This window comes from Streptomyces sp. NPDC028331 (assembly GCF_055565775.1).
Window position 1 is genome coordinate 87,835 of record NZ_JBVHTR010000007.1, and the last position, 17,413, is coordinate 105,247.

13 protein-coding genes are annotated in these 17,413 nt (G+C 73.8%); 6 read left to right on the forward strand and 7 right to left on the reverse strand.

Annotated features, from left to right (window positions below; genetic code table 11):
• Positions 1-1,992 (reverse strand): APC family permease, encoded by a 1,992-nt coding sequence (locus ACZ4SW_RS12355; RefSeq protein ID WP_468241474.1) that lies wholly within the window; start codon positions 1,990-1,992, stop codon positions 1-3.
• Positions 1,993-2,331: 339 nt separating this feature from the next.
• Here ACZ4SW_RS12355 and ACZ4SW_RS12360 point away from each other — a divergent pair, with 339 nt between their 5' ends.
• From ACZ4SW_RS12360 to ACZ4SW_RS12370, 3 genes are all read left to right on the forward strand, one after another.
• Positions 2,332-2,958 carry a YigZ family protein gene (locus ACZ4SW_RS12360; protein WP_468241476.1) on the forward strand — a complete coding sequence of 209 codons (627 nt, stop codon included), beginning with the start codon at positions 2,332-2,334 and terminating at the stop codon, positions 2,956-2,958.
• A gap of 106 nt (positions 2,959-3,064) precedes the next feature.
• A complete protein-coding gene (locus tag ACZ4SW_RS12365) occupies positions 3,065-4,228 on the forward strand; it encodes an exonuclease SbcCD subunit D (protein WP_468241478.1) in 1,164 nt (387 codons plus the stop codon).
• A 31-nt stretch (positions 4,229-4,259) separates the two neighbouring features.
• A complete protein-coding gene (locus ACZ4SW_RS12370) occupies positions 4,260-7,253 on the forward strand; it encodes an AAA family ATPase (protein WP_468241480.1) in 2,994 nt (997 codons plus the stop codon).
• A gap of 6 nt (positions 7,254-7,259) precedes the next feature.
• Here the strand turns inward: ACZ4SW_RS12370 and ACZ4SW_RS12375 are convergent, their stop codons facing one another.
• A complete protein-coding gene (locus ACZ4SW_RS12375) occupies positions 7,260-7,706 on the reverse strand; it encodes an Lrp/AsnC family transcriptional regulator (protein WP_468241483.1) in 447 nt (148 codons plus the stop codon).
• 129 nt (positions 7,707-7,835) lie between these two features.
• Between ACZ4SW_RS12375 and ACZ4SW_RS12380 the strand changes: the two genes are divergently transcribed.
• The gene (locus ACZ4SW_RS12380) at positions 7,836-8,312 is read left to right on the forward strand and encodes a rhodanese-like domain-containing protein (protein WP_468241997.1); all 477 of its coding nucleotides are present in this window, start codon (positions 7,836-7,838) and stop codon (positions 8,310-8,312) included.
• 76 nt (positions 8,313-8,388) lie between these two features.
• The gene (locus tag ACZ4SW_RS12385) at positions 8,389-9,234 is read left to right on the forward strand and encodes an SDR family oxidoreductase (protein ID WP_468241486.1); all 846 of its coding nucleotides are present in this window, start codon (positions 8,389-8,391) and stop codon (positions 9,232-9,234) included.
• A gap of 39 nt (positions 9,235-9,273) precedes the next feature.
• Here the strand turns inward: ACZ4SW_RS12385 and ACZ4SW_RS12390 are convergent, their stop codons facing one another.
• Positions 9,274-10,968: a DUF885 domain-containing protein gene (locus tag ACZ4SW_RS12390; protein WP_468241489.1), complete on the reverse strand. Its 1,695-nt coding sequence runs from the start codon at positions 10,966-10,968 to the stop codon at positions 9,274-9,276.
• A gap of 186 nt (positions 10,969-11,154) precedes the next feature.
• The gene (locus ACZ4SW_RS12395) at positions 11,155-11,640 is read right to left on the reverse strand and encodes an Lrp/AsnC family transcriptional regulator (protein WP_468241492.1); all 486 of its coding nucleotides are present in this window, start codon (positions 11,638-11,640) and stop codon (positions 11,155-11,157) included.
• A 60-nt stretch (positions 11,641-11,700) separates the two neighbouring features.
• Between ACZ4SW_RS12395 and ACZ4SW_RS12400 the strand changes: the two genes are divergently transcribed.
• On the forward strand, positions 11,701-12,918 hold the full coding sequence (locus ACZ4SW_RS12400; RefSeq protein ID WP_468241494.1) for a trans-sulfuration enzyme family protein: 1,218 nt from the start codon (positions 11,701-11,703) through the stop codon (positions 12,916-12,918).
• A 78-nt stretch (positions 12,919-12,996) separates the two neighbouring features.
• Here the strand turns inward: ACZ4SW_RS12400 and ACZ4SW_RS12405 are convergent, their stop codons facing one another.
• The 3 genes from ACZ4SW_RS12405 to ACZ4SW_RS12415 form a co-directional block, all read right to left on the reverse strand.
• Positions 12,997-14,382 (reverse strand): GNAT family N-acetyltransferase, encoded by a 1,386-nt coding sequence (locus tag ACZ4SW_RS12405; protein WP_468241999.1) that lies wholly within the window; start codon positions 14,380-14,382, stop codon positions 12,997-12,999.
• Between the two features lie 236 nt (positions 14,383-14,618).
• Positions 14,619-16,205, reverse strand: coding sequence for an alkaline phosphatase D family protein (locus ACZ4SW_RS12410; protein WP_468241496.1), 1,587 nt, complete (start codon positions 16,203-16,205; stop codon positions 14,619-14,621).
• A gap of 195 nt (positions 16,206-16,400) precedes the next feature.
• Complete coding sequence (locus tag ACZ4SW_RS12415; protein ID WP_468241498.1) at positions 16,401-17,231, reverse strand: alpha/beta fold hydrolase; 831 nt, start codon at positions 17,229-17,231, stop codon at positions 16,401-16,403.
• Between the last annotated feature and the right edge of the window lie 182 nt (positions 17,232-17,413).

Here is a 17,413-nt window from a genome sequence, read left to right on the forward strand (position 1 = left end):
TCAGCCGACGTGGATCCGGGGGCGCCGCTCCGGGTCGGGCTCCGCGCGGCGCAGCACCTCCCGCGTGACGGGGGCGACCTCGCCGTCCCCGAACACCAGGAAGCGCAGCAGGTGGCTGAACGGGGCGCCCTCGGTCCAGTTGAAGTAGGCGTGCGGCACCTGGCCGGTGCGGTCGCGCAGCTCCATCAGGACCGCCGCGATGGTGTTGGGCACGGTCGCGCCCTCGACGCGCAGCCTGCGCACCCCGTGCTTCTCGTCGCCGTGGACGGTCAGATCGGCGGTGAAGTCCGAGGAGTCGGTGACGAAGACCTCGAGGAAGAGCACCGGCCGCCCGTCCGGTATGTGCGTCTGCTCCCGCTGGCTGGACTCCTTGGCGCGGTACTCCCTGGTGCTGTGCTCCTGCGGCTCGTTGGCGATCAGCAGCAGCGGCCCGCTCGCCGCGGCTTCGTCGATCAGCCGGGCCGCCGCCTCGTCGAAGGTGACCGTTGCCGCCCGCAGCTCGAAGGCACGGTGCACGCGCGAGGCGAACGAGGTGACGAGGATCGCCACGATGAAGATCAGCGCGATCTTGATGCCGTCGGGCCGCTCGATCACATTGGTGACCAGGGTGTATCCGAGCACCGCGGTGATCGTGCCGAAGCCGAGCGCGGCCGCCCGGTGGCCGTGGCGGTGCACGGCGACCGTGGAGGCGAACGCCGCGGAGAGCATCAGCACGAGCACCCCCGTCGCGTACGCTCCGCTCTGGTCGTCGACGTTCGCGTGGAACCACAGGGTGATGAGGACCGCGGCCGCCATGAAGACCAGCACCAGGGGCCTGACGGCCCGGGTCCACTCGGGGGCCATGCCGTAGCGCGGCAGATAGCGCGGCACCAGGTTGAGCAGGCCGGCCATCGCGGAGGCGCCCGCGAACCACAGGATCGCGATCGTCGAGATGTCGTAGACCGTGCCGAACGCCCCGCCCAGGTGCTCGTGCGCGAGATAGGCGAGCGCGCGCCCGTTGGCGGGGCCGCCGCTCTTGAAGGCGTCCTGCGGGATCAGGATCGTCGTCGCCAGGCTGGACAGCAGCAGCAGACAGCTCATGATCACGGCGGCGGTGGTGAGCAGTTTGCGCGTGTCGCGCACCCGGCCGGCCGGATCCGCGTAGGTGTCCGTCGGGTCGCCCTTGACCTGCGGCATCACCGCCACGCCCGTCTCGAAGCCGGACATGCCGAGGGCCAGCTTCGGGAACACGAGCAGCGCCACCCCGATCATCGCCAGCGGCGAGGAGTGCTGTGCGGTCATCGCGTGCGTCCAGTCGCCGATCCGCACCGGGTGGCTGAGCACCTCCCAGGCCGAGACCGCGATCACGACGACGTTGAGCGCGAGGTACGTGGCCACCAGCGCGACCGCGATGCCGATGGCCTCCTTGAATCCCTTCAGGAACACGGCGCCGAGCGCCGCGACCAGGAGCAGGGTGATCCAGGTGTTGCCGCCGTCCATCCAGCGCGGAGCGAAAGGGTTCTCCACCACGTGGGCGGCGGCGTCCGCGGCCGACAGCGTCATGGTGATCAGGAAGTCGGTGGCCGCGAAGCCGAGGAGCACGAGGACCAGGACCTTCCCCGCCCACCACGGCAGCAACCGCTCCAGCATGGCGATCGAGCCCTCGCCGTGCGGGCTCTCGTGGGCCACCCGGCGGTACACCGGCAGCGCGCCGAACAACGTCAGCGCGATCAGCACCAGCGTGGCGAGCGGCGACAGGAACCCGGCCGCGAGCGCGGCGATCCCGGGCTGGTAGCCCAGGGTGGAGAAGTAGTCCACGCCGGTCAGGCACATCACCCGCCACCAGGCGTGGCCCTCGTGCCCTTCGTCCCGGGTGGCGTGCGGGCCCGGGTGGCGGGCCGCGCGCTCGCTCAGGCCCTGCAGGAGCCAGGCACGGAAGCGGGCCGTCGCGGTGGAGGGCCGTGCATGGTCGGGCTCGGCGGCGTCCGGGCTCTCCACCTGGGTGCCGGTCATGCGGTGCTCTCCCTCAGATCGTCGGACGTCGGACAACGACGAGCGAGTATCCACTACCCGGTGGTGTGCCCCGATGGCGGGGCCGAACGCCTGCGACACGCCCATGCGGGTGACCGCGCGGCAGTCACGCGCGCGGGGTTCTCGCGCGCGATGAGCGGCACGCGCGCGAGGACGTCCACCTGCGATGAGCACCACGCGCGCGTGGCGCCCGCACCACCGTGACGAGCGCCACGCGCGCGCGACCGGGACGGGGCACGAGCACCACGCGCGCGTGACCCGGGCGGGGGCGGGCACCGGCCCGCGTGCGGAACCCGCGCGCGGGCCGCATACGCTGACGTGATGCAGGACGAGTACCGCACAGTCGCCCGCGCGGGCGTGCACGAGACCGAGGTCAACCGCTCCCGTTTCCTGTGCGCTCTCGCCCCGGCCGCCACCGAGGAGGAGGCGCAGGACTTCATCGCGGGCGTCCGCAAGGAGCACGCCGACGCCACCCACAACTGCTACGCGTACGTCATCGGTGCCGACGCCGCGATCCAGAAGGCGGGCGACGACGGCGAACCGGGCGGCACCGCGGGCGTCCCCATGCTCCAGATGCTGCTGCGCCGCGACATGCGGTACGTCGTCGCCGTCGTCACCCGCTACTACGGCGGGGTCAAGCTGGGCGCGGGCGGGCTCATCAGGGCGTACGGGGGAGCGGTCGGCGAGGCCCTGGACGCACTCGGCACCCTGACCCGCCGCCGCTTCCGGCTCGCCACGGTCACGGTCGACCACCAGCGCGCGGGCAAGGTGCAGAACGACCTGCGCGCGACCGGCCGTGAGGTACGGGACGTGCGCTACGGCGAGAACGTCGCCATCGAAGTCGGGCTGCCGGACGCCGACGTGGAGGCGTTCCGGGCGTGGCTCGCCGACGCGACCGCGGGCACGGCCCGGCTCGAACTGGGCGCAGAGGCCTACGGGGACGCATGACGGACGCACCGGCGTCCGACGGGCCGTCGCGCCGCCTCCACCGTGCGCGGGCCGGTACGGGAGCAACCGCCCGTGATGTCAGACCCGGCCGTTAGTCTCGAGGATCATGAGACTGCTGCACACTTCCGACTGGCATCTGGGCCGGGCGTTCCACCGCGTGAACATGCTCGACGCCCAGGCCGAGTTCATCGCCCACCTCGTCACCACCGTGCGCGAGCGCGGTGTCGACGCGGTCGTGGTGTCGGGAGACGTGTACGACCGGGCGGTGCCGCCGCTCGCCGCGGTGGAGCTGTTCGACGACGCCCTGCACCGCCTCGCCGACCTCGGCGTGCCCACGGTGATGATCTCCGGGAACCACGACTCGGCCCGCCGTCTGGGTGTCGGCGCCGGCCTCATCGGCCGCGCGGGCATCCATCTGCGGACGGAGCCCGCGGCCTGCGGAACCCCGGTCGTGCTGGCCGACGCGCACGGGGACGTGGCGTTCTACGGCCTGCCGTACCTCGAACCCGCCCTGGTCAAGGACGAGTTCGCCGTCGAGAGGGCGGGCCACGAGGCGGTGCTCGCGGCCGCCATGGACCGGGTCCGCGCCGACCTCGCCACGCGCGCACCGGGCACCCGTTCCGTCGTCCTCGCCCATGCCTTCGTCACCGGCGGCGAACCGAGCGACAGCGAGCGGGACATCACGGTCGGCGGCGTCGCCGCCGTGCCGGCCGGCGTCTTCGACGGCGTGGACTACGTGGCGCTGGGCCATCTGCACGGCAGCCAGACCATCACCGAGCGCGTGCGCTACTCGGGCTCCCCGCTGCCGTACTCGTTCTCGGAGGCCGGCCACCGCAAGAGCATGTGGCTCGTCGACCTGGGCGCCGACGGCTCGGTCGCGGCCGAGCGTGTGGACTGCCCGGTGCCGCGGCCCCTCGCCCGGCTGCGGGGGCGTCTGGAGGAGCTGCTCGCGGACCCGGAGCTGGCGCGGCACGAGGAGGCGTGGGTGGAGGCCACGCTCACCGACCCGGTGCGGCCCGCCGAGCCCATGGCCCGGCTGACCGAGCGCTTCCCGCACACCCTCAGCCTCGTCTTCGACCCCGAGCGCGCCCCCGAGGAGCACGGCGTGTCGTACGCGCGCAGGCTGGCGGGCCGATCCGACCAGCAGATCGCGGAGGACTTCGTGGCCCATGTGCGCGGGACGGGGCCCGACGAGCGCGAACGGGCCGTCCTGCGGGAGGCGTTCGACGCCGTGCGCGCCGACCAGGCGGTCCGGGAGGGCGCCCGGTGATCTCGCACACGCGTGCAACGGAGGGGGACCAGTGAGGCTGCACCGACTCGACATCACCGCCTTCGGCCCGTTCGGCGGCACCCAGCAGGTCGACTTCGACGCCCTCTCGGCGGCCGGACTCTTCCTGCTGCACGGGCCGACCGGCGCCGGCAAGACATCCGTCCTGGACGCCGTGTGCTACGCGCTCTACGGAGCCGTGCCCGGCGCCCGGCAGAGCGGCCAGGGCCTGACCCTGCGCAGCGACCACGCCGCGCCGGGCACGCGCACCGAGATCCGCCTCGAACTCACCGTCGCCGGACGGCGGCTGGAGATCACCCGGCAGCCGCCCTGGGAGCGCCGGAAGAAGCGCGGCAGCGGCACGACGACCGACAAGGCCCAGACCTGGCTGCGCGAGTACGACGGCGCCGCCCGCACCTGGAAGGACCTCAGCCGCTCCCACCAGGAGATCGGCGAGGAGATCACCCAGCTTCTCGGCATGAGCCGCGAGCAGTTCTGCCAGGTCGTCCTGCTGCCCCAGGGCGACTTCGCCCGCTTCCTCCGCGCCGACGCCGAGGCCCGCGGCAAGCTGCTCGGCCGCCTCTTCGACACCCACCGCTTCGCCGAGGTCGAAAAACGCCTCGCGGAGCGGCGCCGGACGACAGAGGCCGAAGTGCGGGACGGCGACGCCGCGTTGCTCGCCGACGCCCACCGCATGCAGCAGGCGGCCGGTGACCCCGCGCCCCTGCCGGACCTCGCCCCGGGCGACCCCGGGCTCGCCGAGGCCGTCCTGAACTGGGCCGCCGTGGCCCGCAGCACGGCCCGTGAGCGGCTGGACATCGCCCGGTGCGCGCGCACCGCGGCCGAGTCGGCGCGGGCCGCCGCCGAGCGCACCCTGGACGACGTACGGGAACGGGCGCGGCTGCAGCGCAGGTTCGCCGAGGCGCGGGAGCGCGCAGCCCTCCTGGAGCAGCGGGCCGACGCCCACCGGGAGGCGCAGACGCGCATGGAACGCGCCCGCAAGGCCGAGGCCGTGGCGCCCGCCCTGGAGCTGCGCGAGTCCGCCGAGGCCGAGCACCGTCGCGCCGCCGACGCCGAGGCACACGCGCGTGCCCGGCTCCCGGAGACCTACGCGGACGCCGGGGCCGCCGGACTCGCCGCCGCCGCGCGCCGGGCGGCCGAGGAACTGGGCTCTTTGGAATCGGCCCGCCGCGCCGAGCGGCGACTGGACGAACTCGCCGCCGAGCAGGCGGAGATGGACCGTCAGGAACGCGACGACGAAGAGGTCCTGCAGGATGCCGAGAGCTGGCTCGCCCAGTGGGAGCGGACCCGCTCCGCCCTGCAGGAACGGATCGACTCCGCTCAGGAGGCCGCCACCCGGGCCGAGCAGCTCGCCGTGCAGCGCGAGCCGGCCCGGAACCGGCTCAGGGCGGCCCGTGAACGCGATCGGCTCACCGAGGACAGCGAGGCGGCCCGGGCCCGCGCCCTCGCCTCCCGCGAGCGCGCGCTCAAGGCCCACGAACACTGGCTCGACCTCAAGGAACAGCGGCTGAAGGGCATCGCCGCGGAACTGGCCGCGGGACTGGTCGACGGCGAACCCTGCGCCGTCTGCGGTGCCACCGACCACCCCGCGCCCGCCCGGAAGGTCGCCGGACACGTCGACCGGGAGGCGGAGGAGCGGGCGCTCGCCGCCTATCGGCGCGCCGAGGAGGAGCACGCCGAGGACGAACGGCGGCTCGCGGCCGTGCGGGAGGCACTGGCCGCCGCCACCGCCGAGGCGTCCGACGCGCCGACCGGCCGACTCGCCGCGCAGGCCGAGGAACTGGAGCGGCTCTACAGCGCCGCACGCGCGGGCGCCTCGCAACTGCACGCCGCGCAGGAAGAGCTGCGGCGGGCCGAACAGGAGCGGGAGCGGCGCGGTACGGCCCGGCAGGAAGCCGCACTGCGGGTGGCGGCGCGCATCTCGCGCCGGGACGGGCTGGAGCGCGAACGGGCGGCGCTGGAAGAGGAGTTGGGCCGGGCCCTGGGCGACGCCGTGAGCGTGGCCGCGCGCGCCGCGCACCTGGAGCGCCGGGCCGCTCTCCTCACCGAGGCCGCCGACGCCGCCCGCACCGCCGGGGACTGCGCACAGCGCCTCAAGGAGGCCGACGCCCGCCTGGCCGACGCGGCCTTCCGCGCCGGATTCGACACCCCGCAGGCCGCGGCCGCCGCCCTCCTCGACGACACCGCCCATCGCGAGCTGCAACGACGCCTGGACGCCTGGCAGCAGGAGGAGGCCGCCGTCCGCGCGATGCTCGCCGAGGCCGACACCGCGGCGGCGGCCCAGCAGCCCCCAGCCGACCTCCACGGCGCCGAACAGGCCGCCGAGGCCGCGGCCCGCCGGCTGCAGGCGGCGGTCTCCGCCCAGGACGAGGCGGCCCGCCGCTGCGCCGAACTGGACCGGCTGTCAGCGCGCGCCACCGCGTCCGTACGGCGCCTCGCGCCCCTGCGGGACGCCTACGACCGGGTGGCCCGGCTGGCGTCCCTGACCGCCGGCACCTCCGCCGAGAACGAACGCAGGATGCGCCTGGAGTCGTACGTGCTCGCCGCCCGCCTCGAACAGGTGGCGGCCGCCGCGACCGTACGGCTGCAGCGCATGTCCTCGGGCCGCTACACCCTCGTCCACTCCGACGACCGGTCCGGACGCGGGCGCAGCGGCCTCGGGCTGCACGTCGTCGACGCCTGGACGGGGCGGGAGCGCGACACGGCGACCCTGTCCGGCGGGGAGACGTTCTTCGCCTCCCTCGCCCTGGCGCTCGGCCTCGCCGACGTCGTCACCGACGAGGCGGGCGGCGTGCGCCTGGACACGCTGTTCATCGACGAGGGGTTCGGCAGCCTGGACGACCAGACCCTCGACGAGGTCCTCGACGTGCTCGACTCGCTGCGGGAACGGGACCGCAGCGTGGGCATCGTCAGCCATGTCGCGGACCTGCGGCGCCGGATCCACGCGCAGCTCGAGGTCGTCAAGGGCCGGACCGGCTCGGTCGTACGGCAGCGGGGAGTCGGCTGAGCGCGGTCAGCGTCCGAGAGGACGGCGGGGGAGCGGGGAGGAGTACACGACGCTCGTCGTCACCGAGCCCAGGGTGCCGATCCTGCCGGACACCTCCTCCAGGTGGCGCATCGAGCGGGCCGCGACCTTGATGACGAAGCAGTCGTCGCCGGTGACGTGGTGCGCCTCCAGGATCTCGGGGGTCGCGGCCACGAGGTCGTGGAAGGGCTTGTAGTTGCCGTTCGGATAGCGCAGCCGCACGAACGCCAGGATCGGCAGGCCCAGCCGCTCCGGGTCGACGACCGCCCCGTACCCCTGGATGACGCCGGCCTCCTCCAGCCGCCGCACCCGTTCGGTGACCGCGCTCGCGGACATGGAGACGGCACGGGCCAGCTCCGCGTAGGTGGCGCGGCCGTCGCGCTGGAGGACATCGAGGATGCGCCAGTCGGTGGCGTCCGGGGAATACGCGGTCATCCCCGCGGGATAGCAGGGGAATCCCCGGACGATCAAGACGTACGCCGTTGATCGTCCGTTCAGGGCGGCGATCAGCCGCCTTAGATTTGCGGTCGGCGAACTCCACCGGCGAAAGGTCACCCCGTGAGCATCCGCACGACCACCGAGAACCCCGTCCTGCGCGTCCCAGCGGCCGCGCCGGCCACCGCCGCCGCACACTTCCGGGCGAGTCTCGCCTTCCACACCGACGTGTCCGACGTCGCCGCCGCGCTCGCCGCCGACGGCGGCCCCGGGTTCGTCCTCCTCGACTCGCGCTCCACCGCGGCCTGGGACCAGGGCCACATCCCGGGCGCGGTCCACCTGCCCACCGCGCTCATCCCCACACGGGCCGAGCAACTCCTCGACAGGTCGGTGCCGGTGGTCACCTACTGCTGGGGCCCGGGCTGCAACGGCGCGACCCGTGCGGCCCTCGCCCTCGCCGAACTGGGCTACCAGGTCAAGGAGATGCTGGGCGGCTTCGAGTACTGGGTGCGCGAGGGCTTCGCGTACGAGACCTGGCAGGGTCCCGGGCAGCGCGCCGCCGCCCCTCTGACGGCACCTGCCCGGAACGCGGACTGCGGCTGCTGACCGAGCGTCGCCCGCCGCATCCCGGGGCGTGGAAAACCGGGTGCGGGCGCCGCCCGCCGTGCCCATCATGGCGACCGTGCCCCGACTCCCGCATCCCCCGCCCGAAGACCTCCGCCGCGATCCCCTGCCGCTGCGGGGCCGCACCGCCCTCGTCACCGGTGCGAGCCGGCGCGGCGGCATCGGGTACGCGGTGGCCCGGCGGCTGGCCGCGTACGGCGCAGGCGTCTACCTGCACCACCATGTGCCGCACGACGCGGCGATGCCCTGGGGCGCCGACCGCGTCGAGGACGTCGTCGCCGGCGTGCGCGCGGCACTCGCCGACCCGGGCGCACCTGTGGCGGCCGGTCCCGCGGACCTGTCCGACCCGGCGGCTCCCGCCGAGCTGATCGCGCGGGCCGCCGAGGCGCTCGGCGGACGGATCGACATCCTGGTCGCCAACCATGCGCTCAGCGGCAGCGACGGCACACTCGACACCATCGACGCCGCCATGCTGGACGCCCACTGGGCGGTGGACACCCGCTCGGTGATCCTGCTGGTCCAGGCGTACGCCCGGCTGCGCGCCGCGCCGCCGCGGAGCACCCCCGGCGGGCGCGTGGTGATGATGACCTCGGGACAGGACATCGCGGGCGGCATGCCCGGCGAGATCGCCTACGCGCTGCAGAAGGGCGCCCTCGCCTCGATCACCCGCTCGCTGTCCACGGCCCTCGCCGAGCACGCCGTCACCGTCAACACGGTCAACCCCGGTCCCGTGGACACGGACTACCTGACCGGTGACGCCTACGAGGCCGTCGCCGCGAGGTTCCCGGCCGGGCGCTGGGGCATGCCCGACGATCCGGCCCGCCTCATCGCCTGGCTCGCCACGGACGAGGCGGGCTGGATCACCGGTCAGGTCATCGACTCCGAGGGCGGCTTCCGCCGCTGACGGCCGGACCCGGGGAGGAGTCCGGCCGTCCGGGGGCGGTCAGAGCCGGGACAGCTCGTCCACCAGGTCGTCCAGGCCCAGTGAGCCCTGCGAGAGCGCCGCCATGTGCCAGGCCTTGGCGTCGAACGAGTCGCCGTGGCGCTCCCGTGCCTTCTCACGGCCCAGCAGCCAGGCCCGCTCGCCCAGCTTGTAGCCGATCGCCTGGCCGGGCATCGACAGATACCGGACCAGCTCGCTCTCCACGAAGTCCGCCGGACGGCTGCTGTGGGCACCGAAGAACTCCTGCGCGAGCTCCGGTGTCCAGCGCTCGCCCGGGTGGAACGGCGAGTCCGCGGGGATCTCCAGCTCCAGGTGCATGCCGATGTCGACGATGACGCGGGCGGCACGCATCATCTGCGCGTCCAGATAACCGAGCCGCCGCTCCGGGTCCGTGAGGAAGCCCAGCTCGTCCATGAGGCGTTCCGCGTACAGCGCCCAGCCCTCGGCGTTGGCGCTGACGCCGCCCACCGTGGCCTGGTACCGGGAGAGGTTCTCCGCCACGTACACCCACTGGGCGAGCTGGAGGTGGTGCCCGGGGACACCCTCGTGGTACCAGGTCGAGACGAGGTCGTAGACCGGGAAGCGGGTCTGCCCCATGGTCGGCAGCCAGGTCCGGCCCGGGCGGGAGAAGTCGGCGGACGGGGCCGTGTAGTAAGGGGCCGCCGCGCTGCCGGGCGGCGCGATGCGCGACTCCACCTTCCGCACCGGCTCCGCGAGTTCGAAGTGCGTCCCGTCCAGCGCCTCGATCGCCTCGTCCATCAGGCCCTGCAGCCAGGCGCGGACCTCGTCGACGCCCTCGATGTGGGTGCCGTGCTCGTCCAGGTGCGCGAGCGCCACCCAGGGAGTGGCGGCGCCGGGCAGGACCTTCTCCGCCTCCTTCTTCATTTCGCCGAGGATGCGGTGGTACTCCGACCAGCCGTACGCGTACGCCTCGTCGAGGTCCAGGTCGGCACCGTTGAAGTAGCGCGCGAAGCGGGCGTAGCGCTCACGGCCCACGGTGTTCGGCGCGCCCTGGACCGTCGGCGCGTACACGTCGCGCATCCAGTCCCGCAGCTCCACCACGGCCGCGGTCGCCGTCCGGGCGGCCTCGTCCAGCTCAGTACGCAGCGCATCGGGGCCCTGCGCGGCGAAGTCCTCGAACCAGCCGCGCCCTCGCCCGTCCGTGTCCGACCACTCGGTGAGCTGCTGGATGAACGTCGCGGTCGGTCGGGGCCCGCCGTACAGCTTGCGGTCCAGACCGAGGGCGAGTGATTCGCGGTAGCCGCGCAGGGCGGCCGGCACGGCGCGCAGCCGCTCGGCGACCGCGGCCCAGTCCTCCTCCGTCTCGGTGGGCGTGATCGTGAAGACCTCGCGCACCGAGTGCACCGGACTGTGGATGTTGCTCACCGCCCTGAGGCCTTCGTCGGCCTCGTGCACGGCGAGTTCGGCGGTGAGCCGCTCGCGCAGCAGGCGCGCGCAACGGCGCTCGATGTCACTGTCCGCGCCTGGTCGGCGCTCCGCCTCGTCGAGCCGGGCGAGGGTCTCCCGCGCCAGCGTGGCGAGCGCCTCCTGGCCCGCGGGCGAGGTGTCGGGCAGCCGGCTCGAACTCTCCTTCACGCCGAGGTACGTACCGGTGACCGGGTCGAGGGCGACGAGGTCGTCGACGTAGGCGTCGGCGACCTCCCGGGGCAGGGGGCTTCTGGTCGTGTCTGACATGCGGACAATCCTCATACGGCCGCGTGGTGCGCGTCACCCGGATTCAGCGCTCGGCTTACGCCCTGTCCAGCGGGTTTCGGCACGGTCTGCCCGTGTCACGGCAGGCAAACGGCTCCGGGGCCGGGCGCGGCTCCTCCCGCGGGCACGCGGCGGCCGGTCCCACGCGGCGGCCGATGCCCGGCGGACTCACGCAGCGGACTGTCCCGGGGGCAGCAGCGGGCCGCAGTCCCACTGCTGGAAGATCAGCCGGGTCTCCACCCGTGCCACTTCCCGCCGTGCCGTGAACTCGTCGAGCACCAGGCGCTGGAGATCCGCCATGTCCGCGACCGCGACGTGCACGAGGTAGTCGTCCGGACCGGTGAGGTGGAAGACCGTACGGGACTCCGGCAGCGCCCGGATGCGCTCCACGAACGGCCCCACCAGCTCCCGCCGGTGCGGCCTGACCTGGACCGACAGCAGCGCTTCGAGGCCGCGCCCCAGCTTCGCCGGGTCCAGCCGGAGCTGATGGCCCAGGATCACGCCCGAGCGGCGCAGCCGGGTCACCCGGTCCAGACAGGTCGAGGGCGCGACCCCGACCTGTGCGGCGAGGTCGCGGTAGGTGGTCCGGGCGTCGTTCTGCAACAGCCGCAGCAGATGCAGATCCACCGGGTCCAGTACGACGGATTCGGGCATGTGCCGAACGTAACACGGGATGCGCCGCTGTGACCCCGGCCTGTGTTCAGTCTGCCGTCCATGGATTCCCGTACTCATGACACGCGGAACGGATTCCCCGCGGGCGGTCCGTCCGGGCGCCGGGCGCTCGCCACCGAGGCCGTGCACGCCGGGCGCGAGGACCTCGTCGCCCTGGGGCTGCACGCGCCGCCCCTCGATCTCTCCACCACCTACCCCTCCCCGGACAGCAGGGGCGAGGCCGCCCGTCTCGACGCCTTCGCGGCCGATGGAGCCGAACTGGAGGGTCCGCCCGTCTACGCGCGGCTCGGCAACCCGACCGTCGCCCGCTTCGAGACCGCGCTCGCCCGGCTGGAGGGCACCGAGAGCGCGGTCGCCTTCGCCAGCGGCATGGCCGCGCTGAGCGCCGTGCTGCTGGCCCGGGGCGCGCTGGGCCTGCGGCATGTCGTCGCCGTACGACCGCTGTACGGCTGCAGCGACCACCTCCTGACCGCCGGGCTGCTGGGTTCCGAGGTGACCTGGACCGACCCGGCGGGCATCGAGGAGGCGCTGCGGCCCGACACCGGTCTGGTCATGGTCGAGTCCCCGGCCAACCCGACGCTCGCGGAGGTCGACCTGCGGGCGGTCGCGCACGCGTGCGGCACGGTTCCGCTGCTGGTGGACAACACCTTCGCCACGCCGGTGCTGCAGCGGCCCGCCGGGCAGGGGGCGCGCCTGGTGCTGCACAGCGCCACCAAGTACCTCGGCGGGCACGGCGATGTGATGGGCGGGGTGGTGGCCTGCGACGAGGAACTGGCCCGCCGGCTGCGCCAGGTGCGCTTCGCGACCGGAGGGGTGCTGCATCCGCTCGCCGGGTATCTGCTGCTGCGGGGTCTGGCGACGCTGCCGGTACGGGTGCGGGCGGCGTCGGCCACGGCCGCCGAACTGGCCCGCCGTCTCGCCGCCGACCCGCGGATCGCCCGCGTCCACTACCCGCGCATCGGGGGCGCGATGGTCGCCTTCGAGGTGCACGGGGACCCGCACGCGGTGATCGCAGGAGTCCGTCTGATCACGCCCGCGGTGAGCCTCGGCAGCGTCGACACGCTCATCCAGCACCCGGCGTCCATCAGCCACCGCATCGTCGACGCCGCGGACCGCCGGGGTGCCGGGGTGAGCGACCGGTTGCTGCGGCTGTCGGTGGGGCTGGAGGACGTCGAGGACCTGTGGGCCGACCTGGAGCGGGCCCTGGGAGCGGAACAGGGCGGAGGCGATCGGCGCCGGGAGGAGGTCGCGGGCCGGTAGGGGCCCGCACCGCGGCGAGCGGAACGGCCCGGCGCACTCCGCCGGGCCGTTCCCGCACCGTGTGCGCCGTACGCGTGGTCAGTCGTGCGTTCCCCGCGAGCCGGGCCGCCCGTACGCCTCGCCGAACGGGAGACGGGAGGCCACCGGGGTGGCGCCGAGGCGGGCCGTGATGACGAGGGTGCCCTCCTCGATCTGGTAGTCGAGGGGAAGCCCGAGGCCGCGCATCGCGGCGACCATGCCCGTGTTGGACGCCTGCGTGACCGCGTAGACGTGCTCGCAGCCCGCCTCGACCGCCATCGACACCAGACGGCCGAGGAGTTCACCGCCGATGCCGCGCCGCTGCCACTCGTCCTCGACGAGCAGGGCGACCTCCGTCTCGTCGCCGTCCCACAGCAGGTGCCCGAGGCCGACGATGCGGCCCGACTTCGTCTGCACCGCCAGGGTGCGGCCGAAGCGCGGGCTGAGCAGGTGGCCCAAATAGCGGTCGGCGTCACCGACCGGCCCGTGGTAGCGCATGCCGAGCGTGCGCGCCGAGCACCGGGCGTGCATCTCCTTCGCCGCCTTCAGGTCGGAGGTGTCGGCGCGCCGCACGGTGATGGCGTTGCCTTCCGGCAGCGTCAGCACGTCCTGGCCGCGCGGGATCCGCGGACCGAGCCGCGTGTCCAGCTCCACCAGCGCGCGTGCCCGTGCGAACTCCGTCGGGGTGAACGGCAGATAGGGCCGCTCGACCGTGATCACCGCGCCCTCCGGCGCCCGCAGCCGCATCACCGTGTCCTCCAGGGCGCCCTCGACGGGAGCGTCCTGCTCCGCCCGGCCGGACCCGGGGGAGACGGCGGGCAGGGAGCGGATGGTGCATCGGCCGAGCAACTGGCGCAGTGCGAGCGGCAGTTCGGCCGGGTCCAGGGCAGTGCGCGCGGCGAGCCCGAGCACCCGGGTCGGGACGTCCACCAGGTCGTGCGCGTCGGCCCGCTCGATCCAGGTCCCGTCGCCGCCGGCCCGCGAAACCGCCCGGGTGACCTCACCCGCCTCCACGCGGGCGGGCGCGCGCAGCAGGAACTCGTCGACGGTGCCGTTCGCCAGCGGGTGCGTCTGCAGGCTGAGGATGTCGATGCGCAGCTCCGCCAGCGCCGTGCACAGCGCGGCCAGCGAGCCCGGCTCGTCCTGCACCGTCGTCCGCATCCGCCACAGTGTGCTCGCCCCGCCGACCGCGTCGGTCCCGGACGGCCCGGCCTGCTCCGTCTCGGGGAGCGGCCGGGCGCCGGTATGGGCCGAGGGCGGCGCATGGCCGTGGCGGCGTGACCACCAGGCGTGGAACCCGGCCGTCGCCACCAGCGCCACCGCCGAGATCACCAGCAGGGCGGGGCCGTCGGGCCCGTGCCCGACCAGGTTGGCCGTCACGTCCGCCACCGCGACCGCCGTGAACAGGGCGGCGAGTTCCACCAGGTCGCGTCGCCAGTGGTGCACCGGGCGGCCGTTCTTGGCGCGCCTCACATCAGACATGTCTGGAGTCATGCAAGTACTGTGCAGGAACGGTGTTGCGTGATCACGAACGCTTTGTGACTGATCGGTTAAGTATAGATCTGTCCTTTTTGTTGCCTTTTGTACGAGATTTCGTACGCGGCGGCGCCCGCGATGCCGCGCACCGGGGGATGACGCCGGTGCGCGGCGCGGTGATCGAGAGTAGCCGAGCGGCGGGCCCGTTACTGGCCCACGCGGCCCGGCTGCAGCACCTGGGTGAACAGAACAGTACCGTCCTGCTCGCGCAGACGGACCGTCAACTCACCGCTGTCGCCGTCGATGTCGACCTCGCCGAAGAACTGGTAACCCCCGGCGGGCGAGACGTTGGAGGCGGTCGGCGCCTTCACGAACACCCGCTCCGGGCCGAACGTGCCGTCGAGCGCGCTCGCAGGGAACGCGCCGGCGTTGAGCGGGCCGGAGACGAACTCCCAGAACGGCTCGAAGTCGGTGAAGGCGGCCCGGGAGGGGTGGTAGTGCTGCGCCGAGGTGTGGTGCACATCGGCCGTCAGCCACAGCGTGCCCGTGATCTTCCGGTGCTTGATGAACCGCAGCAGTTCCGCGATCTGCAGCTCCCGCCCGAGCGGGGCGCCCGGGTCGCCCTGCGCCACCGCCTCGAAGTTCGGCTTGTTCTCCATGGGGTCGGGCACGACCAGGCCCAGCGGCATGTCCGCGGCGATGACCTTCCACACCGCGCGGGACCCGGCCAGCTCCCGCTTGAGCCACGCGAGCTGCTCGGCGCCGAGGATGCCCTGCGGGTCGACCGTCTGGTCGTCGGGCGAGTTCGGGTTCCGGTACGTGCGCATGTCCAGCACGAACACGTCCAGCAGCGGGCCGTGCCGCATGACCCGGTAGACCCGGCCGTGCTTGTCGCCCGGCTGCAGCGTGGAGATCGGGAAGTACTCGCTGAACGCGCGCCGGGCCCGGGCGGCGAGCACGTCGATGCTCTTCTCGGTGTAGCGGGTGTCGGAGGAGGCGATCACCTCGCCCGGGTACCAGTTGTTGCGGACCTCGTGGTCGTCCCACTGGATGATCGACGGCACCTGGGCGTTGAACCGCTTGAGGTTCTCGTCGAGCAGGTTGTAGCGGAAGTTGCCGCGGTACTCGGCCAGGGTCTCGGCGACCTTGGACTTCTCCTCGGTGGTGATGTTCCGCCAGGTGCCGCCGCCGGGCAGGGCCTGGGTGGCCGAGATGGGGCCGTCGGCGTAGATGTTGTCACCGCTGCACAGGAAGAAGTCGGGGTCCAGCTTCGCCATCGCGTCGTAGATCCGGTAGCCGCCGAGGTCGGGGTTGATGCCCCAGCCCTGTCCGGCCAGGTCGCCCGACCACAGGAACCGCACTCCGCCGCGCCGCCCGGCCGGCGTCGTGCGGAAGGTGCCGGTCACCGGCTCGCCGGTGCGGCGCGGGTCGTCCGGGTCGGCCAGCAGCACCCGGTAGTGGATCTGCTCGCCGGCCGGCAGTCCGTGCAGCCGCGTCGTGCCGGTGAAGTCGGTGTCCGGGCCCAGCAGCGGCCCCTGCCATCTGCGCGGGTTGCGGAACGACTCCGTCGCGGCCGTCTCGACGATCATCCGGGCCGGGCGGTCCGAGCGCACCCAGACCAGGCCCGAGTGGGCCGTGACGTCACCGGCCTGGACGCCCCATCCCGCCTGCGGGCGTCCCGACAGGGAGAACGCCGGCGCCGCGCCGAGCGTGGTGGGCAGGGTCAGGGCCGCCGACGCGGCCAGGGAGCCGCGCAGCACGCTGCGGCGGCCGGGGAAGGGACGGTGTGACATGGGATGCGCCTCCGGGGGCGTGTTCCGGCCAATGGACACCGCAACACCTACTGGGGCGCCGCAGCGCGCACGGAAACCACAAGTGAACAACGCACCGCGGCCGCACGGTGGACGACACGCGTGACGCGCGCGTGCCGTCCGGCCCATGCCCTCCCCGAGCGGCCACGGCCGCCTGCCCTGGCCCGCCCGGCGGCGTCAGCGGCTGCCGTCCAGGATGACCCGGGCGACCAGCGCGGGGTCGTCGTTCATCGGGACGTGCCCGCAGCCCGGCAGCCGTACCAGCCGGGCCTTGGGGATGATCAGCTTGGCGCGCACCCCCTGACGGTGCAGCAGCAGCCGGTCCCTGGTACCCCAGGCCACGGTGACCGGCAGCCCGGGCACGTCCTCGGTGAACTGGACGGACGTGCCCGCCCGGAGGGTCTGCGCGAACCCCTCGGCGCGGGCCAGCGCCAGCGTCTCGGCGACGACGGCCTCGGGTGAACGGCGGCCGGGGCGGGCGTAGATGGTGCTCGTCAGGACCGTCCGTCCGGCCGCCGTGCGCGACAGCCGCTCCACCACCGGAAGCGGTGTGGTCCGCGCGGCCTGCCGCATCGCGGCGAGGACCGTGAACGCGTACCGGCGCTCGACGGGGGTCCAGAACCCGGCGGGCGCCAGGGCGGTGACGGACCGTACGAGCTTCTTCCGGCCCAGCTCCAGGGCCAGCAGACCGCCCAGGGAGTTGCCCGCCACATGGGGACGCTCGACGCCCAGCGCCTCGCACAGCGAGCCGAGCGCGGGGACCACGGTCGCCAGGTCGTAGGCGAGTCCGTCCGGCAGGGCCGGGGACGCGCCGAAGCCCGGGAGGTCGACCGCGATCACGTCCCGTTCGGTCGCCAGGATGTCCACGACGGGGTCCCAGGCCTGCCGGTGGTGGCCGATGCCGTGCAGCAGCAGGAGGGGTTCGCCCGCGCCCGCGCGCGCGTAGGAGACGGTCACGGTCCGCGGGCCGTGCGGGGAGGGGACGCTGAAGGAGACCGTGGCCGGCATGGTGCTGCTCCTCGTCTGGGGACACGGGCGATGCGGTAGACAGCTTGTCAGCAATTGCTACCCACGGGTAGCCCCTGTCTCGATGCCGTCGGCCGCAAGCGGTCCGCCGGCCATGTTCCCCCAACCGCCTTGCCCCCTGGGCCGGGTGGGGGCGTGTCGGGCGGGACGGCCGGCGACGACCG

Bases quoted from the DNA above. Each gene is read 5' to 3' on its own strand.
- ACZ4SW_RS12365 (WP_468241478.1), top strand. From the start codon at position 3,065: ATGAGACTGCTGCACACTTCCGACTGGCATCTGGGCCGGGCGTTCCAC.
- ACZ4SW_RS12355 (WP_468241474.1), bottom strand. From the start codon at position 1,992: ATGACCGGCACCCAGGTGGAGAGCCCGGACGCCGCCGAGCCCGACCAT.
- ACZ4SW_RS12360 (WP_468241476.1), top strand. From the start codon at position 2,332: ATGCAGGACGAGTACCGCACAGTCGCCCGCGCGGGCGTGCACGAGACC.
- ACZ4SW_RS12415 (WP_468241498.1), bottom strand. From the start codon at position 17,231: ATGCCGGCCACGGTCTCCTTCAGCGTCCCCTCCCCGCACGGCCCGCGG.
- ACZ4SW_RS12375 (WP_468241483.1), bottom strand. From the start codon at position 7,706: ATGACCGCGTATTCCCCGGACGCCACCGACTGGCGCATCCTCGATGTC.
- ACZ4SW_RS12395 (WP_468241492.1), bottom strand. From the start codon at position 11,640: ATGCCCGAATCCGTCGTACTGGACCCGGTGGATCTGCATCTGCTGCGG.
- ACZ4SW_RS12410 (WP_468241496.1), bottom strand. From the start codon at position 16,205: ATGTCACACCGTCCCTTCCCCGGCCGCCGCAGCGTGCTGCGCGGCTCC.
- ACZ4SW_RS12390 (WP_468241489.1), bottom strand. From the start codon at position 10,968: ATGTCAGACACGACCAGAAGCCCCCTGCCCCGGGAGGTCGCCGACGCC.
- ACZ4SW_RS12400 (WP_468241494.1), top strand. From the start codon at position 11,701: ATGGATTCCCGTACTCATGACACGCGGAACGGATTCCCCGCGGGCGGT.